Source organism: Hippea sp. KM1 (assembly GCF_000526195.1).
GTDB lineage: Bacteria > Campylobacterota_A > Desulfurellia > Desulfurellales > Hippeaceae > Hippea.
This window is the reverse complement of record NZ_JAFP01000001.1, coordinates 1,443,630-1,464,902: the sequence shown is the minus strand read 5'-3', so window position 1 is coordinate 1,464,902 and position 21,273 is coordinate 1,443,630. Positions and strand designations below refer to the sequence as shown.

22 protein-coding genes and 1 tRNA gene are annotated in these 21,273 nt (G+C 44.1%); 7 read left to right on the top strand and 16 right to left on the bottom strand.

The window, feature by feature from the left end; all coding sequences use genetic code 11:
- Position 1 precedes the first annotated feature (1 nt).
- From bamA to der, 14 genes are all read right to left on the bottom strand, one after another.
- Positions 2 to 2,248 (bottom strand): outer membrane protein assembly factor BamA, encoded by a 2,247-nt coding sequence (gene bamA, locus D891_RS0107465; protein WP_025270500.1) that lies wholly within the window; start codon positions 2,246 to 2,248, stop codon positions 2 to 4.
- On the bottom strand, positions 2,235 to 2,909 hold the full coding sequence (locus D891_RS0107460) for an ABC transporter ATP-binding protein (protein ID WP_025270499.1): 675 nt from the start codon (positions 2,907 to 2,909) through the stop codon (positions 2,235 to 2,237). The genes bamA and D891_RS0107460 overlap by 14 nt, the downstream gene beginning before the upstream one ends.
- Positions 2,906 to 4,096: an ABC transporter permease gene (locus tag D891_RS0107455; RefSeq protein WP_025270498.1), complete on the bottom strand. Its 1,191-nt coding sequence runs from the start codon at positions 4,094 to 4,096 to the stop codon at positions 2,906 to 2,908. The genes D891_RS0107460 and D891_RS0107455 overlap by 4 nt, the downstream gene beginning before the upstream one ends.
- Positions 4,093 to 6,456 (bottom strand): endopeptidase La, encoded by a 2,364-nt coding sequence (gene lon, locus D891_RS0107450; RefSeq protein WP_025270497.1) that lies wholly within the window; start codon positions 6,454 to 6,456, stop codon positions 4,093 to 4,095. The genes D891_RS0107455 and lon overlap by 4 nt, the downstream gene beginning before the upstream one ends.
- Before the next feature lie 3 nt (positions 6,457 to 6,459).
- Positions 6,460 to 6,798: an Hsp20/alpha crystallin family protein gene (locus D891_RS0107445; RefSeq protein WP_025270496.1), complete on the bottom strand. Its 339-nt coding sequence runs from the start codon at positions 6,796 to 6,798 to the stop codon at positions 6,460 to 6,462.
- Positions 6,782 to 7,588, bottom strand: coding sequence for an outer membrane protein assembly factor BamD (locus tag D891_RS09585; RefSeq protein ID WP_198014812.1), 807 nt, complete (start codon positions 7,586 to 7,588; stop codon positions 6,782 to 6,784). The genes D891_RS0107445 and D891_RS09585 overlap by 17 nt, the downstream gene beginning before the upstream one ends.
- A gap of 56 nt (positions 7,589 to 7,644) precedes the next feature.
- A complete protein-coding gene (locus tag D891_RS0107430; RefSeq protein WP_025270494.1) occupies positions 7,645 to 7,971 on the bottom strand; it encodes a DciA family protein in 327 nt (108 codons plus the stop codon).
- Positions 7,971 to 8,048: transfer RNA gene (locus D891_RS0107425), tRNA-Arg, on the bottom strand. The genes D891_RS0107430 and D891_RS0107425 overlap by 1 nt, the downstream gene beginning before the upstream one ends.
- Positions 8,025 to 8,297, bottom strand: a complete 273-nt coding sequence (locus tag D891_RS09735; RefSeq protein ID WP_025270493.1) for a hypothetical protein — start codon at positions 8,295 to 8,297, stop codon at positions 8,025 to 8,027. The genes D891_RS0107425 and D891_RS09735 overlap by 24 nt, the downstream gene beginning before the upstream one ends.
- 19 nt (positions 8,298 to 8,316) lie before the next feature.
- Positions 8,317 to 8,532, bottom strand: a complete 216-nt coding sequence (rpmE, locus tag D891_RS0107415; RefSeq protein WP_025270492.1) for a 50S ribosomal protein L31 — start codon at positions 8,530 to 8,532, stop codon at positions 8,317 to 8,319.
- Between the two features lie 74 nt (positions 8,533 to 8,606).
- Positions 8,607 to 9,539 carry a hypothetical protein gene (locus tag D891_RS0107410; RefSeq protein ID WP_025270491.1) on the bottom strand — a complete coding sequence of 311 codons (933 nt, stop codon included), beginning with the start codon at positions 9,537 to 9,539 and terminating at the stop codon, positions 8,607 to 8,609.
- Complete coding sequence (locus D891_RS0107405; RefSeq protein ID WP_025270490.1) at positions 9,530 to 9,901, bottom strand: YkgJ family cysteine cluster protein; 372 nt, start codon at positions 9,899 to 9,901, stop codon at positions 9,530 to 9,532. Before D891_RS0107405 ends, D891_RS0107410 begins: the two co-directional genes overlap by 10 nt.
- On the bottom strand, positions 9,898 to 10,512 hold the full coding sequence (gene nth, locus D891_RS0107400; RefSeq protein ID WP_025270489.1) for an endonuclease III: 615 nt from the start codon (positions 10,510 to 10,512) through the stop codon (positions 9,898 to 9,900). The genes D891_RS0107405 and nth overlap by 4 nt, the downstream gene beginning before the upstream one ends.
- Entirely contained in the window at positions 10,487 to 11,791 is a 1,305-nt protein-coding gene (gene der / locus D891_RS0107395; protein ID WP_025270488.1) for a ribosome biogenesis GTPase Der, read from the bottom strand. Before der ends, nth begins: the two co-directional genes overlap by 26 nt.
- Positions 11,792 to 11,878: 87 nt before the next feature.
- Here der and D891_RS0107390 point away from each other — a divergent pair, with 87 nt between their 5' ends.
- Positions 11,879 to 13,060, top strand: coding sequence for an HD domain-containing protein (locus D891_RS0107390; RefSeq protein WP_025270487.1), 1,182 nt, complete (start codon positions 11,879 to 11,881; stop codon positions 13,058 to 13,060).
- A 12-nt stretch (positions 13,061 to 13,072) separates the two neighbouring features.
- Positions 13,073 to 14,410 (top strand): UDP-glucose dehydrogenase family protein, encoded by a 1,338-nt coding sequence (locus tag D891_RS0107385; protein WP_025270486.1) that lies wholly within the window; start codon positions 13,073 to 13,075, stop codon positions 14,408 to 14,410.
- Here D891_RS0107385 and D891_RS0107380 read toward each other — a convergent pair.
- Positions 14,400 to 15,221: an ATP cone domain-containing protein gene (locus D891_RS0107380; RefSeq protein ID WP_025270485.1), complete on the bottom strand. Its 822-nt coding sequence runs from the start codon at positions 15,219 to 15,221 to the stop codon at positions 14,400 to 14,402. The genes D891_RS0107385 and D891_RS0107380 overlap by 11 nt on opposite strands.
- Complete coding sequence (locus tag D891_RS0107375) at positions 15,208 to 16,866, bottom strand: methyl-accepting chemotaxis protein (RefSeq protein WP_025270484.1); 1,659 nt, start codon at positions 16,864 to 16,866, stop codon at positions 15,208 to 15,210. The genes D891_RS0107380 and D891_RS0107375 overlap by 14 nt, the downstream gene beginning before the upstream one ends.
- A gap of 205 nt (positions 16,867 to 17,071) precedes the next feature.
- On the opposite strand from D891_RS0107375, the gene D891_RS0107370 reads away from it, so the two are divergent.
- The 5 genes from D891_RS0107370 (at position 17,072) to D891_RS0107350 (ending at position 21,230) form a co-directional block, all read left to right on the top strand.
- Positions 17,072 to 17,893: an electron transfer flavoprotein subunit beta/FixA family protein gene (locus tag D891_RS0107370; RefSeq protein WP_025270483.1), complete on the top strand. Its 822-nt coding sequence runs from the start codon at positions 17,072 to 17,074 to the stop codon at positions 17,891 to 17,893.
- A 16-nt stretch (positions 17,894 to 17,909) separates the two neighbouring features.
- Positions 17,910 to 18,923: an electron transfer flavoprotein subunit alpha/FixB family protein gene (locus D891_RS0107365; protein ID WP_025270482.1), complete on the top strand. Its 1,014-nt coding sequence runs from the start codon at positions 17,910 to 17,912 to the stop codon at positions 18,921 to 18,923.
- A gap of 12 nt (positions 18,924 to 18,935) precedes the next feature.
- On the top strand, positions 18,936 to 20,237 hold the full coding sequence (locus D891_RS0107360) for an FAD-dependent oxidoreductase (RefSeq protein ID WP_025270481.1): 1,302 nt from the start codon (positions 18,936 to 18,938) through the stop codon (positions 20,235 to 20,237).
- Positions 20,234 to 20,518, top strand: coding sequence for a ferredoxin family protein (locus tag D891_RS0107355; protein ID WP_025270480.1), 285 nt, complete (start codon positions 20,234 to 20,236; stop codon positions 20,516 to 20,518). Before D891_RS0107360 ends, D891_RS0107355 begins: the two co-directional genes overlap by 4 nt.
- Before the next feature lie 82 nt (positions 20,519 to 20,600).
- Positions 20,601 to 21,230, top strand: coding sequence for an MBL fold metallo-hydrolase (locus tag D891_RS0107350; RefSeq protein WP_025270479.1), 630 nt, complete (start codon positions 20,601 to 20,603; stop codon positions 21,228 to 21,230).
- The last annotated feature ends 43 nt before the right edge of the window (positions 21,231 to 21,273 follow it).

Genomic DNA, 21,273 nt, shown 5'->3' with positions numbered 1-21,273 from the left:
TTTAAAATAAAGCCCCTGCGGAGAATAGGAATACAGTGCTTTTTTCTCCATCCTTGGGCGATAGGTTCTTTCCAATAGATATCCTTACAGGGCCAAGCGGCGAGATCCACCTGACCTCGAATCCTGCATCCTTCTTTAGATTTCCAAAATCCTTACCCGTCCAGCAGTTTCCTACATCACCAAAAACCACTCCGTATAGGTGCAAGGATTCAAGGATGGGGAAGATGACCTCGGCAGAGGCATAAAACTCCTTCTCGCCACCGATATAGTTGCCATCGCTGTCCTTGGGGGATAGTTTTCCATCCTCAAAACCCCTCATGTTGTCTATGCCGCCTAAAAAGAACCTCTTATCAACCGGCGTATCCTTTCCTGCATACGACCTTATGAAGCCCTCTTCAGCCTTTATGTGTCCGATTAAATCCCAGAATAGCGGATGGAAATATTCACCGAACATCACGGCTTTGTAATACTTTCTATCACCACCCAGACCTGCAAATCTCAATGTCAGATTTATGTTTGCACCCTTTGTCGGGAAGATATAGTTGTCTAAAGTGTTATAGGTTATAAACGGTATAAGCGAGCTATCTATGTGTTTTCCCTCTTCCTGCTTTAGGTAATATCCCGGGTTGTCTGTATCAAGCGTTATCTTGTCCCTTGTTAGGGAGTATTTTAGGCCGATTGTAAGTGTCTGATCCCAATACCTCCTTGAGATGGCAGGCACTATGCCGGTTGATTTTCGTTTGTAATCGTAATTATCAAACTCCTGATGGAATATATCCACGCCTATGGAGATGGGCCTGTTGTGCCACCATGGGTTTGTTAAGCTTAAATCGAATAGTGATGATTTGGCCGATATGTTGGCAGAGAGCTTACCGTGAATGCCTGTTCCAAATAGGTTTGTCTCCGATACAGAGCCCATGACACCGAATTTGGAGTATGACCCATAACCGGCACCAATGGTTAATAGACCGGTTCTTTTCTCTTTAACCTCGACTATCATCTTTACCTTGTTTGGTGCCACCCTCTTTGTCTTTATCTTTACATTCTCAAAGTAATTGAGGTTGTTTAGGTTTCTTTTGGATTTCTTTATCTTTGTGGTGGAATATAGACTTCCCTCCTTAAGCAGGAGCTCCCTCCTTATGACATTGTCGTGGGTTCTGATGTTGCCCGTTATCTCTATCCTTGAGATGTAAACCTTCTGCCCCTTGTTTACCACTATTGTTATATCCGCCCTGTGGGTTTTTTTGTCTTTCTTAATATCGGGATAGACATCGGCAAATGCGTATCCCAGATCGCCATACATGTCTGTAATCTTCTCTATGGCCTTTCTGAGCTTTACTATGTCTATCGGCTTGTTCTTCTCTAAATCTATCACCTCCAAGAGCTGTTTGGGCTTAAATGGCTCTATGTTTTTAAAGCCGATGGAGTTTAGCTTGTATTGCTCTCCCTCCTTTATGGATATGTCTATGTGGATGTTGCCTGTATCCGGCTCTATGCTGACAAGCGGCTCGCTGACATCAACATCTAAATAGCCCCTTGCGAGGTATTTGTCTATTATCTTCTGCCTATCGCTCTCTAAGGAGTCTATCCTGAGTTTGCCCGTATAGAACCAAGGCAAGAATGTAAGGATGTATGGCCCCTTCTTTATGTGGTTTTTTAATCCGTCCTCTAAATCGTCTGTATCGATATGCTTGTTTCCTATGATGTTTATGTCCCTTATAACGGTCTCCTTGCTCTCCCTTATGTGAAAGATTACATCGACCCTATTTCCTGGAACCTTCTTTAGTGTGTAATTGATCTTTGTCAGGTACATCCCCTTTGAGGCGTACATACCCATTATGTTGCTGATGGTTTCCTCTATGAGCTTTTTGTTTAGTATGTTGTACGGTTTGATCTTTAAGGCCTTCTGTAGCTTTTTGTCGCTTATCTCGTCGTTCCCTTTAAACATTATATACCTGACGGATGGTTTCTCTTTAACCCTGAATGTCAATATTATGCCGCCAGCGCCTTCTGTGGCAGAGGCAGAAACCGTCCTGTAAAAGCCGAGGCTGTATATGTTTAGTATGTCATCGTCTATCTTTTTTATTGAGAACTCGTCCCCTGTTTTTGTGTTTATGGCACTTTTTATGGTCTCCTTATCTGTTCTTAGGTTTCCCTCGATCCTTATTGATATTACGGGCGTCGATAGTGCAAAGGTTGAGTAAAGAATGGCTATTGTAAGCACGAAGAATATACTAATTTTTTTCATGTAATGCTCCCCCCGATAAAAAAAGAATCCTATCGCACATCCTGGCCACATCATCACTGTGGGTTGCTATTATGAATGTCTGGCTGGTTGAATGGTTAATTTCCCTCATGGTTTTAACTATATCTATTGAGGCGGCTTTGTCAAGATTAGCAGTTGGCTCATCGGCTATGATTAAAGCAGGCTCATTCATTAAGGACCTTGCTATGGCGACACGCTGCAATTCGCCTCCCGATAGGGTTTGGGGAAACTTATCCTGCATATCGCTATTTAGGCCCACAAGCTTTAGAAGCTTAAGCGCCCTCTCTTTGTTGGGTCTATTCCCTATCATGGAGGGGAGCATGATGTTCTGCAATACCGTAAGCTCGCCTATGAGTGAATAGAACTGAAACACAAACCCTATGTATCTATTTCTAATAACCGAAAGCTTGTTTTCATCATCGTATGGGATCTTGTTGCCTAAAAAATACAACTCACCCTCATCCGGCCTGTTTAGGAGACCGAGTATATGCAGAAGCGTGCTCTTGCCCGAACCAGAGACCCCCATGATGGCAACCATTTCGCCTTTTTCTATCTCTATGTTCAGGTTGTTTAGAACAGATAGCGTTCTTGAGCCGCTTTTGAACGACTTTTTCAGTCCGCTGGCTTTGACTATTATGCTCATTGCCTTAAGACCTCTATGATATTGAGCTTTGAAGCCTTAGATGCCGGATAGAGGCTTGATGCAACAACCAAAAGAAAGGCCAAAACGCTTATCAGTATAACCATCGTTGTGCTCAACTCCACCGGTATGGTTGTTATGTAATACACATCGCTGGGCAGCTTGATAAACTGGTATTTCTTTAGCAAAAAGCTTAACAAAAGGCCCAGCATATCGCCTATTACAACACCCACAGCGCCTATTATGGCCGATTGCTTTATGAATATGTTTTTTATGTTTCTGCTTGTTGCACCGAAGCTCCTCAATATCGCTATGTCCTTGGTCTTTTCCATAACCAACATCATGAGGGAGCTTGTTATGTTAAAGGCTGCAACAACAACAACAAGCATCAATATTATGAACATGGCCAATTTTTCAAGCTTTAAGGCGGCAAAGAAGTTGCTGTTTAGCTTTATCCAGCTTGATGAGTAGAACCTAAAGGGGAGCATAGCCGATAGACTGTCTGCGAACTCATCCGCCTTAAATGGATCATTCAGGTTTATGGCTATGGTATTGATCTTGCCTTTTAAGTTGGTTTTAGACCAGAGCTTTCTTATGGGTATGTATACAAAGCTTGAATCGTAATCGTACATACCGCTTTTGAATATGCCAACAACCTTCTCTTTAAACGATAAGGGAGCAAAGCCAAAGGGTGTTGTTTTTCCAAAAGGTAGTATTATCCTGACGGTTCCGCCTATGCCCACACCCAACATCTTTGAGAGTTCATAGCCCAAGACGACACCGCCTTTGAGCTTGCCCTTTATGATGTATCTTTTTATGGTCTGGTCTTTCGATGTGTCTATGCCGTTTATTACAACCCCGGTTGAGATGTTGTTTGAGCTTACCATCCCTTGTGTTATAAGCAGGGGAGAAACGGACTTTACGCCTTTTTTGTGTTTTATCTTGTCTATTATGTCGGGGTTGTAATCAAACAGGCCTGAGATGTTTTTTACGATAACATGGGGGCTCACATCGATGATCTTGCGCTGCAGTTCATTGTCAAAGCCGCTCATCACCCCCATAACGACGATCAGTGCTGCAACGCCTATAATGATGCCTAAAATGGACATCAAGGCGGAAAAGGAGATAAACTTCTCCTTCCCCCTGGATGATTTTATGTATCTAAAGGCCAAAAAGCTTTCAAAGTTCACTTTATAGGTCTTATAAGTGCCTTGTTAAGCACTTCTTCCATGGTTTTTACGAAGTGGTATTTGAGTTTTTTGGACTTTATCTGGTTTTGCACCTCTTCGGCATCTTTCTTGTTATCGTAAGGCACAATGATTTCATTGATTCCTGCCCTTAAGGCCGCCAGTGTCTTCTCCTTCAATCCGCCTATAGGCAGAACCCTTCCTGTTAGCGTTATCTCGCCGGTCATGGCTATATCGTGTTTTACGGGTATCTCTGTTAAGCACGATATAATGGCCGTTGCTATGGTTATACCGGCACTCGGCCCGTCCTTTGGCGTTGCACCCTCAGGCACATGTATATGCAGGTCGTATTTCTCATAGAAGTCCTCATCCAGCCCCAGATCCTGGTATCTGCTCCTTGCAAAGGTCAATGCGGCCTGGGCCGACTCCTTCATTACATCGCCCAGTGAGCCTGTTAGGAGCAGTTTGCCCGAGCCTTTAACCTTCGAAACCTCGATAAACAGCACGCTTCCACCGACCGGCGTCCATGCAAGGCCTGTGGCTATGCCCACATAGTCCTTATCCAGTTTTTCGTCTATGCTAAACGGTGCCACGCCTAAGTATTTGGTTAGGTTGTTTGATGTTATCTGGAAGCTGGTTTCTTTGGAGCCTTCGGCTATCTGCCTTGCGATCTTTCTCAACACCTTGGCTATGGTTTTCTCTAAGTTCCTTACGCCCGCCTCTCTTGTGTAATTCTCTATGATCTTTCTGATTGCCCCGTCTGTGAATTTTACATCGAACTTATCTAAACCGTGCTCCTTGATCTGTTTGGGTATTATGTATTTTTTGGCTATCTTCATCTTCTCCTCGGTCGTGTATCCAGACAGCCTTATAACCTCCATTCTATCAAGCAGTGGGGGCGGTATGGTCTCTGTGGTGTTGGCGGTGGTTATGAAGAACACCTCCGATAGATCGAATGGAACCCCCAGATAGTGATCCTCAAACTCGCTATTCTGTTCAGGGTCCAATGCCTCAAGCAGTGCGCTTGCCGGATCTCCACTGAAATCCCTTGATAGCTTGTCTATCTCATCCAATACAAAAACGGGGTTCTTTACACCTGCCTGCTTTAGCCCCTGTATGATCCTTCCAGGCAATGCCCCGACATATGTCCTTCTGTGTCCCCTTATTTCGGCCTCATCCCTTACGCCGCCTAACGATATTCTGACCAGCTTTCTGTTTATTGCCCTGGCTATGGATTTTGCCAGCGAGGTTTTACCCACACCGGGGGGTCCGACAAAGCAAAGTATGGGCCCCTTCATGTCTTTCTTTAGTTTTTTAACGGAGAGGTACTCCAATATCCTGGTCTTTGCCTCTTTTATGTCGTAATGGTCCTCGTTTAGTATCTTCTCCACCTCTTTTATGTTGATCTTCTCTTTGGAGTATTTATTCCACGGCATGGCTATTAGCCAGTCCAGGTATGTCCGTATGACATTGGCCTCTGCCGAATCGGGGTGCATCTTCGCAAGTCTTGAGAGCTGCTTTTCGGCCTCTTTCTGCGCCTCCTTGGGCATCTTGGCCTTCTTTATCTTCTCTTTTAACTCCTCTATTTCATCCGATATGTCCCCTTCGCCCAACTCCTTTTTGATGGCCTTCATCTGCTCTCTTAAGAAGTATTCCTTCTGGGTTTTGGAGATCTCCTCCTTGGCCTGGTTTTGTATCTTTGTTTGAAGCGCCAAGAGCTGAAGCTCCTTATCCAATATCTCGTTTAACCTTTTTAGTCGCTCTATAACAAGCGGTATCTCCAACAATTCCTGGGCCACATGCGTTTTTAGCTGCAGGTTGCTTGCGATGATGTCTGTGAACTTATCGGGCTCTTCGATGTTGTTGGCTATTACAACTATATCGTTGGGTATGTTTTTGTTGTATGCGGATAGCTGTTGCAGCTGATCCTTTACGGCCCTCATTAAGGCCTCTGTCTCCATCTCCTCATGCTCGCTTAAGGGGGGCACATCAACCTTCTCTTCGACCTCTGCCTCTATAAACGGCCTGAATTGTGTGAAGTTTTTGACCTTAACCTTCTTTAGTCCCTGAACCAGAACCTTAACCCGTCCGTCGGGCATCTTTAGCATTCTCAATATCAGACAGGCCGTGCCTGTGTGGTATAGATCATCCTCTTCTGGTTCATTGATATCCGCTTTTTTCTGTGTTAGCGTTACGATTACCCTGTCTTTGGATAGGGCCTCATCTATGGCTTTGATGGAGAAGTCCCTTCCAACGAATAGGGGTATAATCATGTATGGGAATACAACCATATCCCTTAACGGCAGCACCGGCAGTGTATCCGGAAGGCTTATTATGTCTCTGCTGTCGATATCCTGTTCCATACCTCACTCCTTTATTAGTGTTATTTTCAGGATTCCATCTGTGTATTTCATGCTCTTAAACCTAACAGGGCAGGGCAGCTCCACCTGCTTCTTAAAACTCCCAAACACCCTTTCAGCCCTGAGGTAATTGGAGCTTATTGAGGTATCCCTGTGCTTTGCCCCGATGATGGTGATGGTTTTTTTATCTGTAATATTAATGCTCAATCTCTTTGTATCAAGGTTTGTTATCTCGATTTCTATAACAAATAGATCATCGTGGCTGTATGCATCACAGGGCGGCTCCCACAGGGTGTCTTTCTCTATGAAAACGAGGTTAACTATCTGCTTAATGATCGAGTCCATTTATGAGCTGTTTTGCTTCTTTTGCGTATTCGCTATTGGGGTATTTTGATATTAATTCTTTAAAGAACGCCAACGCCTGGTTCTTTCTGTTTAGCCTGTAGTAAACCTTGCCCATTAAAAACAGCATCCTGTCGTTGAAATCAACCCCTTTGAAGTGTTTATACATGTAATCCAATCTATTCCTTGCCGCATTGAATTCGTCTAAGTCTGCATAGAAGCTTGCCACAAACAGTTCGTGCTTATACAACTCCTCAATGCTTTTGGTTAGATAGTAAGACACCTTCTCGTTGTATGGACTGTTGGGGTATTTATCTAAAAAGTCCAAAAACTCCTCTATTGCCCTCCTTAGGGGTGTTGCATCGCATTTGTAGTTGTTTTTTGCCTTATAAAAGCTTAAGGCGATCTTGTATTTGGCATACATCGCCTCTTTGCTGTTGGGATATAGCTTTATGAATTTTCTATAATAGTCCCTGGCAAGGATGTATTCGCCTTTTGCAAAGTATACATCGCCCAGGGCCAGGGTTGCCCTCTTTGCATAGATGCTGCCCGGGTGTTGGGCGTTTATCATCGTTAGGGCGTGCTCTGCCTCTGAATAGTCGTGGTTTATGTAATCCTGTATGCCCTCGTTATACCATTCGTAAGCGGGTTTTTCTTCCTCTTTGGGTATGATCTTCTTATGCGAAGAACACCCCGCAAGGACTATACCGCATATACTCAACACAGCTATGGTCTTTTTCACCTTAAGCTCCCTTTGTTTAGCCGCAACCCGGGGATATACCGCTGGGATCATCCTCCCAGTCATCATCCTCCCAGGTCTTATCAGCTATGCTTTTTCCTTCCTGCTCTTTAGTCTCTTCCTCTGAAAGCCTGTCTTTGTCTTCCATGCCAGGCCTCTCTAAATCTAATACCTTTTAGGATGGGTTTGTTAAATACCTTATTTACCCTGTTTACTATCTCATTTTCCCAAAGCGACAACTCCTGAGAGAACACCGCATTTGGCGTCTTTATCCATACGATTCCACCCCTGAAGCCTGCCATCTCTATCTGGGAGGATAGGCCTTCACCCAGAATGTTGCGTATAACCTCATAAACATAAGAAGATAAACCAACCCCCTCCCATCTTTCATCTTTTAGCAGTTCCCTCTCTATCGCTTCCTTTACGCTAATTATCATGGCGTACCCGGGGGGATTTGAACCCCCAACCTTAAGATCCGGAGTCTTACGCTCTATCCAGCTTGAGCTACGGGCACCTCGTTTTTAACCATCACAACCCAGTCTTTTTCGTTCTTCTTAAGCACATTATCAACGGTGGCTTTGACTGCGAATGCCGCTTTTGCAACGATGGAGATGTCCTCATACCTGTTCACATAGACGAGCATGAAGTTGCCCTTCTTTGTGGCAGATACACCCTCTTGAACCTTCTGGGTTATAGTGCCCTCGTCCAAGCCCCTCAGGTCTAACTCCTTATCGATGTTGAAGGTATCGCTCTTTCCATCCATTTTTATATACCCCCAAACATTAATTTTCTTTATTCTGGTTTCTTCTGTATTTTCTATTAAACTTCTCCACTCTTCCGGTTTCGTCAACTATCTTCTGTTTGCCTGTAAAGTAAGGATGGCATTTGGAGCAGACCTGAACCGTCAGATTCTCCACCGTTGACCTTGTAACTATCTCGTTTCCACAAGCACACCTGATAGTCGTGATCTTGTATTCAGGATGTATACCCTTCTTCATTCCTTCACACCCCTTCTCAAAAGAATTTCTGCGTTAGGTTAGCATAAAATACCTGCTTAGGCAAGAACAATGCATTATATTTTTATGTTAAGCCTCTTCGGTATGAGTATCGGTTTTCTATCCATCACCCCTAAAACCACATTGACATCATTGCCTAAGAATTGCTTAAGCTTTTGCAGCCGTTTTGAAAACAGTTCGAAGGAGCGCTTGTTTTCAAAGGATAGCTTTACAGATATCTTGCCTTCTATCTCCAGTGCGTCTATCTGGATTAATCCATATCTGGCATTGTTGGATATAACAGTGATTTTGAAATACCTCTTTTCCTGCTGATTTTTGCCCTTTTCTTCCCTTATATAGAGGTGTTCTATCTTTTGCTGTTTTATTACGGGTATCTGGACGAATAGGTTGTTTGGGTTTTCTATTTTTATGTGCTTTATTGCCTCTTTTATGGTTTGGGTGAGCTTTTGAACCTCATCCGGTTGGGTTTTGTCTGTAATGTGCTCTATCTTTGAGATGATGTTTTCCAGTCTTTTTCTGTCTATGGTTTTTGTCTTTATGAACTCCATTTCCAATTCCGATAGGGCGGTCTTGATCTGTTCATCGTCTATTGAGTCGTTTAGCATTGTTATGGTTAATAAGAGCTTTTTGGGGTTGTTTAGAGTTTCTTCTTTCTTCAGGCGGCTTGTTAGGCTTTCTATGATGGTTTCCTCTTTGACTTCTATCTCTATTGGTGGTGCCTGCGCCTTTATAAACTCATAGGCCTTCTCATTGTCTGTTAATTTAAGGATGATGTTCGGTGAGACCTGTTTTACAATGAGTTTTGCCTTGTCTGTTGTTAGAGGAATGTTTGAGGTGGCCTCAAACAACTCGCCCTTTATCCTTACGATATAGGTGTTGTTGGACTTTTTTGATACAACCTCAGCGTCAACTATCTCGCCCAGACGGAAGAGGTTTTTTATGAGTGTTGCTGCCTGTTTGGGTGTTAGGTTTATCGAATTTATTTGCATGGTTTAATCGCCGGACAGAGCGTTTTTAATTCATCGATGGAGAACGATTTTAGCCTCTCCCAGAAGGGGAAATTCCTGCATTGAGATGGCCTTTGGGGATAGACCTCGCATCTGTAATCATCATCCAAAAATACACACCGCTTCTGATTCTTTATAACCAGGTCTATAAGGGCTATCTTCCCAAAAACCCTTCTTGTGTATTTGTCTAAAAACTCATCTTTCGATACACCCAGAAAAGCCGATAGCCCTTTTATGTCATCGTCGGTTAAAAAGACATACCCCTCACCGATACAGCATTTAGCCTTGCAGGTTTTGCAGAGTTTATCGTCAAAACAGAACCAGAAGCCCTCTCTTTTTATCATTTTACCCCTATCTTTGGGCATATGTCGTTTAGGAAGCATTCATCGCATTTGGGCTTTCTTGCCTTGCAGATATGCCTGCCATGCAGGATCAATCCAGAATAGAAGACTATCCAATCCTCCTCTGGTATGCTCTTTTTTATTTCTTCCTCTATGACCTCTGCTTTTTTGGAATTGGATATGCCCAGCCTATTTGCCATTCTCAACACATGGGTATCGACCCCCACAGCGGGTATTCCAAAACCAAAGGAGAGTATGATATTTGCCGTTTTTCTGCCAATGCCTGGGAGTTTGGTTAGCTCTTCTATGCTTTTGGGCACCTCGCAGTTGTAATTCTTGCATAATGCCTCTGCTATGGCTATGAGGTTTTTTGCCTTGGTGTTGTGCATGCTGCAGGATGAGATTATATCGTTAAGTTCGTCATAGTTGGCCTCTTTTAGTTTGTCTGGTGTGGGGTATTTGCTGAATATCCTTGGTGTAATGGTGTTTGTCAGTTTATCCGTGCATCTGGCTGATAATACCAAAGCCACAAGCAGTTCAAACGGATTTGAGAAGTTAAGCTCAAGCGTCGGTGTCGGATAGTGTTTCTTAATCCTCTCCAATATCTGGTTCATTCTTTGAGCTCCTGTATGTGATTTTTATGGAGCAGCCCTTAAAGTCGAACAGTCTATACATGCTATTTCTTACATACCGCCTGTAATTCTCTTCAATCTCGTCGGGCCTGTTGGTGAATATGACAAAGTGCGGTGGGTTTGTGTCCACCTGCGTCATGTATTTTAGCTTAACCTCCTTACCCCTTTTTGAAAACGGAGCGTTCTGCCTGATTATCGAGTGGAGTTTTTCGTTTAATTCGTGAGTTGGTATGCGTCTTGAACATCGCTTCTGAACGGATTGTATCCTTTTTAGGAGTTTGTCTATGTTTTTGGATTCTTTTGCGCTGATGGCTAAAAACTCGGCAAACCATGCAAACGGCAAATGCTGCTTTAGGAGCTTTTCGTATTCTGCAAATGTCGTATTTTTAACCAGATCCCACTTGTTTAAGGCTATTATTATACCCTTATTCTTCTCGACGATCTTGTCTATGATGAACTTATCCGTTGAGGTTAGCCCCTCTTTTGCATCGATTAAGAAGACGCATATATCGCTTCTGTCTATGGCAAAGAAGGAGAATATGCTTGAGAGCTTGTCTATGGCCTTCTTCGTTTTGGCTTTTTTCCTTATCCCCGCCGTATCGACCAATAGATAGCATTGTGAGTTATAGATAAAAGGTGTATCTATGCTGTCGGTGGTTGTGCCTATCTTGTCGCTTACAACGCTCCTGTTTTCGCCCAATATGGCATTTATAAGGCTGGATTTGCCCACATTGGACCTGCCGGTTATGGCTATCTTTGCAACGCAATCCAGCCTATGTTCGGTTTCATCTATAATGGTGCTGAGCCTTTCCTTTAGTGTATTCAGATTCCTTTTGTGTGTTGCCGATATTTTCAGTATTTCACCGAATTTGTAATAGTCGTATTCAAACTCCTGCCTCTTTATATCGCTTTTGTTTGCAACCAATATGTATGGTTTTTTTGATTTTACCACATACCTGAATATCTCCTCATCCTGAATGCTCAAGGGTGTTGTTAAGTCAAACACCACTATTACAACATCGCTTGAGTCTATAGCGAGTTTTATCTGTTCGTTTATGCTTTCTGAAAACTCACCCTCTGTCTCAAACCCCCCTGTGTCGATAAAGAGCACATCCTTATCGTCAACTCTGCCGTATTCGAAGATCCTGTCCCTTGTGGTGCCTGGCATATCCAGTATCAGGCTCTTGTTCTTCTTTACTAGGGCGTTGAAGAGGGTCGATTTTCCTACATTGGGTTTTCCTACGATTGCTACCTTAGCCATAACACCTCCTTGTTAAATAGATTATCAATTTGGACATTATTTGCAAGTTCTTGCCAGTTTTTATAATATTCAACGAGGAGGTAAGAGATGGATGTAAATAGGGTTTTATTCGAGTTAAGCAGGCTTTCGGATTCAGTTGAGGGAAACGACACATTCCATCAAAGAAGGGTTGCTATTATTGCCTATTGGATAGCAGAGGAGATGGGTTTTGATAGGTTTGGCCTGGACTTGCTTATCAAGGCCGCCCTAATACACGATATAGCCCTGTTCAACGATACATCAAAGGTTGAGACATTCAGGCAGATCGTCTATGAGGATTTTGAGAGGCTCACACGGCATGCCGTTCTTAGCGGCAGGGTTGCAAGGTTCTTCAATCTCCATTTAGATATCACAACAGCCATCAATCTGCACCATACGCCTATAGATTCCAACTCCTCTGTATTGGGCAGTATTCTGTTTCTTGCAGATAATATAGAGGTGGCTTACAGGAGCTTAACAAATCCCTATGCGTTTAACGAGGTCTTCGATTTCTTGAATCAGAAGAAAAACCTCTTTGATGATGAGATGATGAAGGCATTTGAAAGGGTCTCAAAGAGGGAGTGCTTCTGGTTTGATCTGCTGGATGAGAATGTCGACAGAAGGCTTTTGAGTATGCTTGATGGTTTGGCAAGAGAGAAGGTCGATGATAAATTTAAAACGGCCGTCTGTTATTTTATAGGTTACTTTAGCGATTCCATATCGCCGTTTTTTGAGAACTATTCCGTTTTAGTAAAGAATATTGCTGTTTCTTTGGCCTATAAACTGGATTTGGATATAAAAACCATTCAGTATGCCTCTTTGGTTTCCCATACAGGCAACCTATTGATTCCGTTTGATTCGTTCTCCCTTCCATCCTTAGAGGATGAGGTTTACAATATCATAAAGTCCCATCCGTATCAGGCCTTATGGATCCTTAAGTCTATGGGGTTTGTGGATGAGGCCGAGATTGTTTTTAAGCATCATGAGAATCACGCTTTAAGCGGGTATCCCTGCAAGGATGAGCCGCATATAGAGGCTGCGGTTGTTGGGCTTTCATCGTTTGTTGCCGCCATGATGCAGGATAGGCCATACAGGGAGGCCTTAGATAACAATCAGATAAAACAGCAGATAGTGGATTTTAAGGGGTTGTATCCGGATTATCTTTTGGATGCATTGCTGGATGTTGACCTTGATAGGGTAAAAAAGACAAAGGATGAATACTACGATGCCGTAAAAAGGCTGTTTTTATAGGGGGTGTGTTGAATGAGACTTGCTATGATCGGAAGCGGCTATGTTGGTCTTGTTAGTGGAGCCTGTTTCTCTGAGATGGGCAACAGGGTTATATGTGTCGATATAGATGAAAAGAAGGTGGAAAAATTACGGCAGGGCATAGTCCCGATATTTGAACCCGGCTTGGATAAGATGATAAAGAGGAATTTGGAAAAAGGCAACATCGAGTTTACAACGGATATAGCCTATGCGGTTAGAAACAGTGATATAATCTTTATAGCCGTCGGTACGCCGCAGTCTGAGGATGGCAGCGCTGACCTCAACCATGTCTTGAAGGCTGCAGAGAGTATTGGCCAATACATGGATCATGAGATGATAGTGGTTGACAAATCGACGGTGCCTGTGGGCACTGCCGATAAGGTCAGGGCAGTTATAGAAAGGAAACTGAAAGAGAGATACCCAGACGGTGCGCCTTTTGGGTTTGATGTGGTATCCAATCCGGAGTTTTTAAAAGAGGGCGATGCCATTGCCGACTTTATGAAGCCGGATAGGGTTATAGTCGGTGCAAATAGCGAAAAATCCATGAGGATAATGAAGGAGCTTTACAGGCCGTTTACATTGAATCACGAGCGCTTCATAGCAATGGATGTTAGGTCTGCTGAGCTTACCAAGTATGCCGCAAACGCCATGCTTGCCACCAAGATCTCCTTTATAAACGAGATTTCACGCATAGCCGAGGCTTTAGGGGCAGACATAAACAAGGTCAGGATTGGTATAGGCAGCGATAGAAGGATAGGCTATCACTTCATCTATCCAGGCGTGGGCTATGGTGGCAGCTGTTTTCCTAAGGACGTTAGGGCATTGGAGAAGATGGCCCTGGAGGCTGATATTGAGCCTGAGATAATAAGAGCCGTTCAGAGGGTAAACCACACCCAGAGGTATTACTTCTTAAACAAGATTGTAAGCAGGTTCGGCGATGATCTAAGCCAGAGGGTCTTTGCCGTGTGGGGTTTGGCCTTTAAGCCCCAGACAGACGATATGAGGGAGGCGCCGTCTATAACCATAATCAACGAATTAACCAAACGGGGGGCTACAATCAATGCATACGACCCTGAGGCTATGGATAATGCCAAGGGGTTCTGGCTGAAGGGCAACGATAAGGTCAATTATTTCGATAATAAATACGACGCCCTTAACGGTGCAGATGCCATGATCCTGATAACCGAGTGGAAGGAGTTTAGAAGCCCCGATTTCTATGAGATGAAAAAGAGGCTTAAAAACCCTGTTATATTCGATGGCAGAAACCAATACAACAGGGAGTTTTTGAAGGAGTTTGGTTTTGAATACTATCAGATAGGCGTCAGGGGCTAATAAGCGCCCTGACCTGCCTTTTTAGTTGTGTAATCTTCCTCCTGCTCAAACCTATTGTTTCTAAAAATTCATTTGTCTTGTTTAATATATCTGATGCCATAACTATGTCGTGCTTGAGGAGGTTTTGAAGCTTATCCTGCTTTATGCTCAAGACGGTGATGGGGTATAGCTTCTTTGCCTCTATGAGTCTTTCTAATCCCCCATCTTCTGGGTATCTCCAGGCCACAGCTTTAAAGTTGTAGCACCGAGAGAATTTTATGGCATCTATCGTTAGGCGGGTGTTTGTTATTAACCACCCCTCGTATCGCTCTTTGTTGTATTTCCTCTTTAGCCTGTCCTCTAAGTCTTTGAATCTCGAATAGACATACATAGCCACCTTGGCATCGGAGGCCCTGAAGGCTGAGGAGTGGTATTTGCACTCAACGCTGATTACCGTGTTGAGGTTGAACGCCAGCACATCTATTTCGTGGCTTATGCATCTGCCTTCCTCGACGACATCCACCTCTGTTTCGAATCCGTAAGCCTGCATGAGCTTTGCAAAAAACCGCTCAAAGGGGTAGCCGGATGGTCCAAGACGCATCATGGCCTTTTTGAGGGAGTATTTCATGGCCGATGGCGGGTTTGTCTTCTTTAATAGTTCCTTTGCAAACCTATAAATCGCCCTTGTGGGTGTTGGTTGCGTTATCTTTAGCTGTATGATGTTTGCTATCTCCTGGGCTTCTTCGAGGGAGGCGCCGGAGCGGATAAGCGAATTTATAAGCTTATCCGCCTTAAACTCCTCGATTTCTCCGTTTGATTTAATTACTTTCATTCCAGATGAAACCTATCCTCAAACCGCCCCAATGCTTGCCCTCAAAGTATATGGGTGTCGATATGTCGTTCATTATCACGCCTGTATCCCTCATGTATGTCTGAAGCAGAACGGGATTGGTGTTTCTTGCCGCCGCAAGTCCCGTCGGGTCGTTGAATATCCTCATGGAGCGGTTGCCCACCAGGTCTTTCTCATAATCGCCCGTAAGCGGCTTGTCGTATATGGAGTTGTGCGCAGGCAGGTATCCGTTGTTATCAACCAAAACAACAAACTTGAAGTTTGGATCCATCTGAAGGTATTTATCCTCAATAGGCTGTATATACTGCTTTGTAAAGTCGGTAAAGCGTGTTTTGTATTTCTGAGGGTTTGTATTGGGCACGGGTACATAGTTTCTATCCCATAGGTCTGCTGAGCTTATTATACCCTTTTGTGTGGCCTCCTTGAAGGTTTCCTCTATCTCCTCTTTGGCCTGCAACAGGATGTTATAGACCTTATCTATGTATGAGCCTGTCTTGAATTGAACCATAAAGCCAAACAGCTCTTCTGCCGTTTTTGATATATGGTAGGTATCTTCCCTGATGAGTTCGATGCGTTTGGCCGATTTTGATACATCCTCTGCCATTTTCTCAACCCTCTCTGCTATCATATCGACGGCGGAGGACTGCTCTTCTGCTGCTGCAGCCACATCCTCTATCATCCTGCTTGCCTCAGACACACCGTCTGCTATCTCTATGAGTGAATCGGACGCTGTCTTGATTAGCTCTTTACCCTCATCGACCTTCTCTATAAGGGTGAGCGTCGCCTCTATGGTCTTTTGCGTTTCTCCCTGTGTTTTTTGAACGATTTGCCTTATCTGCTCGGTGGAGTGGGCTGTCTTGTCGGCCAATTTTCTTATCTCATCGGCAACCACGGCAAAGCCTCGACCCGCCTCGCCGGCACGCGCTGCCTCAATAGCGGCATTGAGCGATAGAAGGGCTGTCTGGTCTGTTATCTCGTTTATGACCTCGACAATCTTGCCTATCTCTTCGGATGAGGAGCCCAGATCCTTCATCATATCGGCGTTCCTTTTTGCCTCTTTGGCTATATCTTCTATCTTGTCTATCGCCAGCTCGGCCTTGCTTGCGCCGTTTTTTGCTAAATCGTTAACCTTTTGCATAAACTCCGATGTGTTTGTTATGTTTCTCGATACGCCGTTTATTGAGTCTTTGATCTCATCCATCGTTGTTTTGATCTCTTCCATCCCTTCGGCTTCCCTTTTTACATTGCCTGAGATTTTTTCTGCATTGAAGCTAACCTTGGCCGCCTGCGTTGCGACTTTATTAGATACTATTAGCGTCTTTTTCAATGCGTTTTGAACCTGTCCTATAAATGTATTGGCGAGGTTTAGAAAGCCCAGGGTTTTAGGAGCCTTGGGAAGCCTGTCTGTTAAATCATATGTGCTGCAGAGCCTGGTATTGCAGAATTTGTCTATATCCTTAAGAGGTTTGATAAAGCTTTTGTAATAGTAAAACAGAAATCCTCCAAAAAAGCCGATCGAGAGGACAACAAAGGATGCAAAAAACAGGCTTTTTGCTGTTAGATAGATGATTGTCATTAAGATGAAGTAAGTGGCAAAGATAATACTACTGACGCCTACTACCCCCATTTCAACCCCCTTTCCCTTAGTGAATTTAACTATTTTATATTACTTTGTCCCATGCTTGTCAAATATAATTTTAGATTCAAAATGAGGATTAGATAGTTGAAATATACTTCTTTTGGCGTTTCTATAAATGCTTGACTTATTTTTTTATTATGGTAATAAATATAGCGGCATAGATAACAATAAGATTTTTTGAAAGGAGGCTCAAGTGCACTCTTTAGTTTTTATCAAACAGGTTCCTGATGCTGCCCAGGTCAGGGTGGATTATGAGACTGGAACATTGATCAGGGAAGGGGTTCCAGCCATCATCAATCCATTCGACAAGCATGCCATAGAGGCAGCAGTAAGGATCAAGAACGAGTTTGGCGGTAAGGTTTCGGTCATCTGTATGGGTCCGCCTATGGCTGAGGATGCCCTAAAAGAGGCAATGGCCATGGGTGCAGACAACGCTTATCTTTTAAGCGATAGGGTGTTTGCCGGATCCGATACGCTTGCAACAAGCTATGCTTTGTGGGCTGGCGCTCAGAAGATTATCCAGGAAGAGGGTCCTGTTGACCTTTTCTGGGCTGGTAAACAGGCAATAGACGGTGATACAGCCCAGACAGGTCCGGGTATAGCAACGAGGTTTGACATTCCGCTTATAACCTATGTTGTCGATATTAAGAAGGTTGATCCTGAGAAGAAAACCATTCAGGTCGTCAGGCTTGTTGAGAGCGGCCAGGAGGTAATCGAAGCTCCTATGCCATGCTTCTTGACGGTTGAGGAGGAGCTGAACACATTGAGCTATGCTCCACTACCATACTTGATAAGGGCTGCAAAGACGCCTGTTAAGGTTTTGAACTCCAGCAATACTCAAATCGATGCCTCTCAGTGCGGTCTTAAGAACTCCCCGACAAAGGTTAAGAAGGCATTTACGCCTCCAAAGAGAGAGGGTGGCGAGATTTTAGAGGGCGATTCTGTGGATGCTATCTTAAACACTCTGTATGAAAAAATTACTCCCGTTTTGAAGCAAATGGGAAAAGTACAGTAAGGGTGAGGTTGAGAAAATGATTAAACAGGATATTAGCAAATATAAGCATATATGGGTTTTTGTTGAGCATGAGAACGGAGAGGTTGCAAGGGTATCCTTTGAGCTTTTGACAAAGGCCAGAGAGCTTGCCAAGGATTTGGGCTGTGAGGTTCATGCCTTTACTGTTGGTGATAAGGTTGAGCAGTTCAAGGATGAGGTTTTCAAATACGGGGCTAAGAAGTACTTTATCATAGAGGATCCGATTCTTAAGGATTACATGACAGAGCCATACAGGGACTCCATCGTATACCTGATCGAGAAGTATAAGCCGGAGATAGTTCTCATTGGTGCAACAACCTTGGGAAGGGATTTGGCAGGAACGATAGCTACGGTGCTTCAGACAGGTCTTACGGCCGATACGACAGCATTGGATATAGATCCCAAGACAAAGAACCTCCTCATGACAAGGCCTACATTCGGCGGAAACCTGATGGCCACAATCTTCTGTCCGGACAACAGGCCTCAGATGTCAACATCCAGGCCGGGTGTTTATAAGGCGATTGAGGAGCCTGTAAAGGGCGAGGTTGTAAAAGAGAAGTATGACTTTGATAAGAGCAAATACACAAAGAAGATACTCGAGAAGATAATTGAGGAAGGCGAGAAGATCAACCTTGGATTCTATGATGTTATCGTGGCAGGCGGATTTGGTATGGGCAACAAGGATAACATGAAGTTAGTTCAGGAGTTGGCCGATGTGCTTGGCGGCACATGGGCAGCAAGCAGGAAGGCCGTTCAGGCCGGTTGGGCCCCACAGACAAGGCAGGTTGGTCAGACGGGTCAGACCGTCCATCCGAAGATCTATATAGCCTGCGGAATCTCTGGTGCCATACAGCATGTTGCCGGAATGAAGTCCTCCGATGTTATCATTGCTATCAATAGCGACCCAGAGGCTCCTATCTTTGAGATAGCAACATACGGTATCGTTGGTGATGTTTTAGAGGTTCTTCCTAAGATGACGAAAATGTTTAAGGAAAAATTAGGAAAGGCTTAAAAGGAGAGCAAAATGGGAAAAAAAGATTTTGATGTAATTATAGTCGGTGCTGGTCCTGCGGGTTTGGCTGCAGGTTATGTATTGGCAAAGGCTGGTGTTGATACGATAATAATAGAAAGGGGTAAGTTCCCTGGATCCAAGAATGTCATGGGCGGAATCCTTTACAGGAAGCCCATGGACGATCTGATCCCTGAGTTCTATAAGGATGCCCCACTTGAGAGGCATATCATTGAACAGAGGATGTGGCTCCTTGATGAGACCTCCCATTTTAGCTCCGGTATCAGGAATCAGAAGTGGAACCAGGAGCCTTACAACTGTTTCAGCGTATTCAGGGCTCACTTTGATAAGTGGTTTGCCAAACAGGTGGTTGAGGCTGGCGCCCTTCTGATTAACGAGACGGTTGTTACAGAGCCTATAGTTGAAAACGGCAAGGTTGTCGGTGTTAGAACCGATAGGCCTGAGGGAGACCTCTATGCCGATTGCGTAATAGCTGCAGACGGCGTTCAGTCCTTCTTAGCAAAATCCCTGGGATTGAGGAAGAAGATAACCGCTGAGAAGGTGGCCGTTGCCACAAAGGAGATCATAGGACTTTCCGAGAAAGAGGTAAACGATAGGTTTGGTATAACCAACCCGGATGAGGGTGTTACTATCGAGCTAACAGGTCCGTTCTTTGAGGGCATCGAGGCTATGGCCTGGATCTATACAAATAAGACATCCGTATCCATCGGTGTGGGTGCCATCATTAAGGATTTGGTTGAGCACAGGATGAACCCCAACGATCTGCTTGAGAAGGTCAAACACCATCCATCCGTTCTGCCGTTGATCGAGGGCGGAGAGACAAAAGAATATCTTGCCCACATGATACCTGAGGGTGGATACTTCGCTGTTCCAAAGCTATACACCGATGGGTTTATGGTAACGGGCGATGCTGCCATGCTTGTTGACTCTGTCCACAGGGAGGGTTCCAACCTCGCAATAGAGAGTGGTAAGGCAGCGGCAAAGACATATCTTGAAGCAAGGGAGGCCGGTGATTTCTCCGAGAGGATGCTCTCAAGGTATCAGGATAAGCTTGAGGAGATGTATGTATTGAAGGATCTCAAATACTACAGGAACCTGCCAGAGTTGCTTGAGGAGAAGAGGTATCTGTTAACCGATTATCCGCAGTTTATCATCGATGCTATGACAGAGATTTACAATGTTGACGGCACTCCAAAACCAGATAAGTTCAGAAAGATCAAAGATGAACTCAAGCAGAGGTTCGGTTATATCAACCTCGCTAAAGACTTGTATACTATCTGGAGGAAATTAAGATGAAGAAGTTAAGAATCGAAGATAAACTTTATCTTGTTGGATACAATGTTGATCATGAGTATAGCCATTTGGGTATAGCAGACCCCGAGGCCTGCAAGACCTGCGAGAAGAAGCAGTGCACCTATGTATGCCCTGCAAGCGTCTATACATGGGATGAGAATGAGCAGAAGATAAACATAAACTACGATGCCTGCGTTGAGTGTGGAACATGCAGAATAGCATGTGATTACATCACCTGGAAGTATCCAAGGGGTGGATTTGGCGTTGCCTATAAGTTCGGTTAAGAATTAGAAACCGCAAGGAAACCATGGCCTCCTGCCTTTTTAAAAAGGGCAGGGGGCTTTTTTAGTTTGTGGGGATGTTGGTATGGTTTTGAGGCTTATAACAGGAGAGCTTGAGGAGAACTGTTATTTTGTATTTGACAGATCAACGAGGGAGTGCGCCATTATTGATCCGGGTGATGAACCCGAAAAAATCGACGGTGTTATTGGAGAGCATGGACTTAAACCCAGGATAATTTTGAATACCCATTACCATTTCGACCATGTGGGCGCCAATGCATTTTTAAAGGAAAAGTACAACATAGATCTTGCGATACACAGAAACGATGCAAAACCGCTTGAGAGAGCCCATGTTGATGCTGAGATATACCTGCTAAAAAAACAACAGCCGTCTCCCAAACCCGATATTCTATTGACAGATGGCGATGTTATATCTGTTGGTTCTTTGAGGCTTGAGGTTTTGCATACACCTGGACATACACCCGGCTCTGTTTGCTTCTATGAATCGAGCGAAAAATGGCTCTTTAGCGGTGATACGCTGTTTTTTGAATCTGTTGGCAGGTGGGATTTTCCTTCAGGGAGCAAGGATGATCTGTTAAACAGTATAAGAAGGCTAATGAAGCTGCCTGACGATGTTGTGGTGTATCCGGGTCATGGGGATCATACCACAATAGGGCATGAAAGGGCATTTAACCCCTACATAGATTACAAATAAAAAACCCTCCCAGAGGACAGCCCCTGGGAGGGTGGGTTTATTG

Coding starts and splice junctions, on each gene's coding strand:
- bamA (WP_025270500.1), bottom strand. CDS start 2,248: ATGAAAAAAATTAGTATATTCTTCGTGCTTACAATAGCCATTCTTTAC.
- D891_RS0107460 (WP_025270499.1), bottom strand. CDS start 2,909: ATGAGCATAATAGTCAAAGCCAGCGGACTGAAAAAGTCGTTCAAAAGC.
- lon (WP_025270497.1), bottom strand. CDS start 6,456: ATGGAACAGGATATCGACAGCAGAGACATAATAAGCCTTCCGGATACA.
- D891_RS0107445 (WP_025270496.1), bottom strand. CDS start 6,798: ATGGACTCGATCATTAAGCAGATAGTTAACCTCGTTTTCATAGAGAAA.
- D891_RS09585 (WP_198014812.1), bottom strand. CDS start 7,588: ATGATCCCAGCGGTATATCCCCGGGTTGCGGCTAAACAAAGGGAGCTT.
- D891_RS0107430 (WP_025270494.1), bottom strand. CDS start 7,971: ATGATAATTAGCGTAAAGGAAGCGATAGAGAGGGAACTGCTAAAAGAT.
- D891_RS09735 (WP_025270493.1), bottom strand. CDS start 8,297: ATGGATGGAAAGAGCGATACCTTCAACATCGATAAGGAGTTAGACCTG.
- rpmE (WP_025270492.1), bottom strand. CDS start 8,532: ATGAAGAAGGGTATACATCCTGAATACAAGATCACGACTATCAGGTGT.
- D891_RS0107410 (WP_025270491.1), bottom strand. CDS start 9,539: ATGCAAATAAATTCGATAAACCTAACACCCAAACAGGCAGCAACACTC.
- D891_RS0107405 (WP_025270490.1), bottom strand. CDS start 9,901: ATGATAAAAAGAGAGGGCTTCTGGTTCTGTTTTGACGATAAACTCTGC.
- nth (WP_025270489.1), bottom strand. CDS start 10,512: ATGAACCAGATATTGGAGAGGATTAAGAAACACTATCCGACACCGACG.
- der (WP_025270488.1), bottom strand. CDS start 11,791: ATGGCTAAGGTAGCAATCGTAGGAAAACCCAATGTAGGAAAATCGACC.
- D891_RS0107390 (WP_025270487.1), top strand. CDS start 11,879: ATGGATGTAAATAGGGTTTTATTCGAGTTAAGCAGGCTTTCGGATTCA.
- D891_RS0107385 (WP_025270486.1), top strand. CDS start 13,073: ATGAGACTTGCTATGATCGGAAGCGGCTATGTTGGTCTTGTTAGTGGA.
- D891_RS0107380 (WP_025270485.1), bottom strand. CDS start 15,221: ATGAAAGTAATTAAATCAAACGGAGAAATCGAGGAGTTTAAGGCGGAT.
- D891_RS0107375 (WP_025270484.1), bottom strand. CDS start 16,866: ATGGGGGTAGTAGGCGTCAGTAGTATTATCTTTGCCACTTACTTCATC.
- D891_RS0107365 (WP_025270482.1), top strand. CDS start 17,910: ATGATTAAACAGGATATTAGCAAATATAAGCATATATGGGTTTTTGTT.
- D891_RS0107360 (WP_025270481.1), top strand. CDS start 18,936: ATGGGAAAAAAAGATTTTGATGTAATTATAGTCGGTGCTGGTCCTGCG.
- D891_RS0107355 (WP_025270480.1), top strand. CDS start 20,234: ATGAAGAAGTTAAGAATCGAAGATAAACTTTATCTTGTTGGATACAAT.
- D891_RS0107350 (WP_025270479.1), top strand. CDS start 20,601: ATGGTTTTGAGGCTTATAACAGGAGAGCTTGAGGAGAACTGTTATTTT.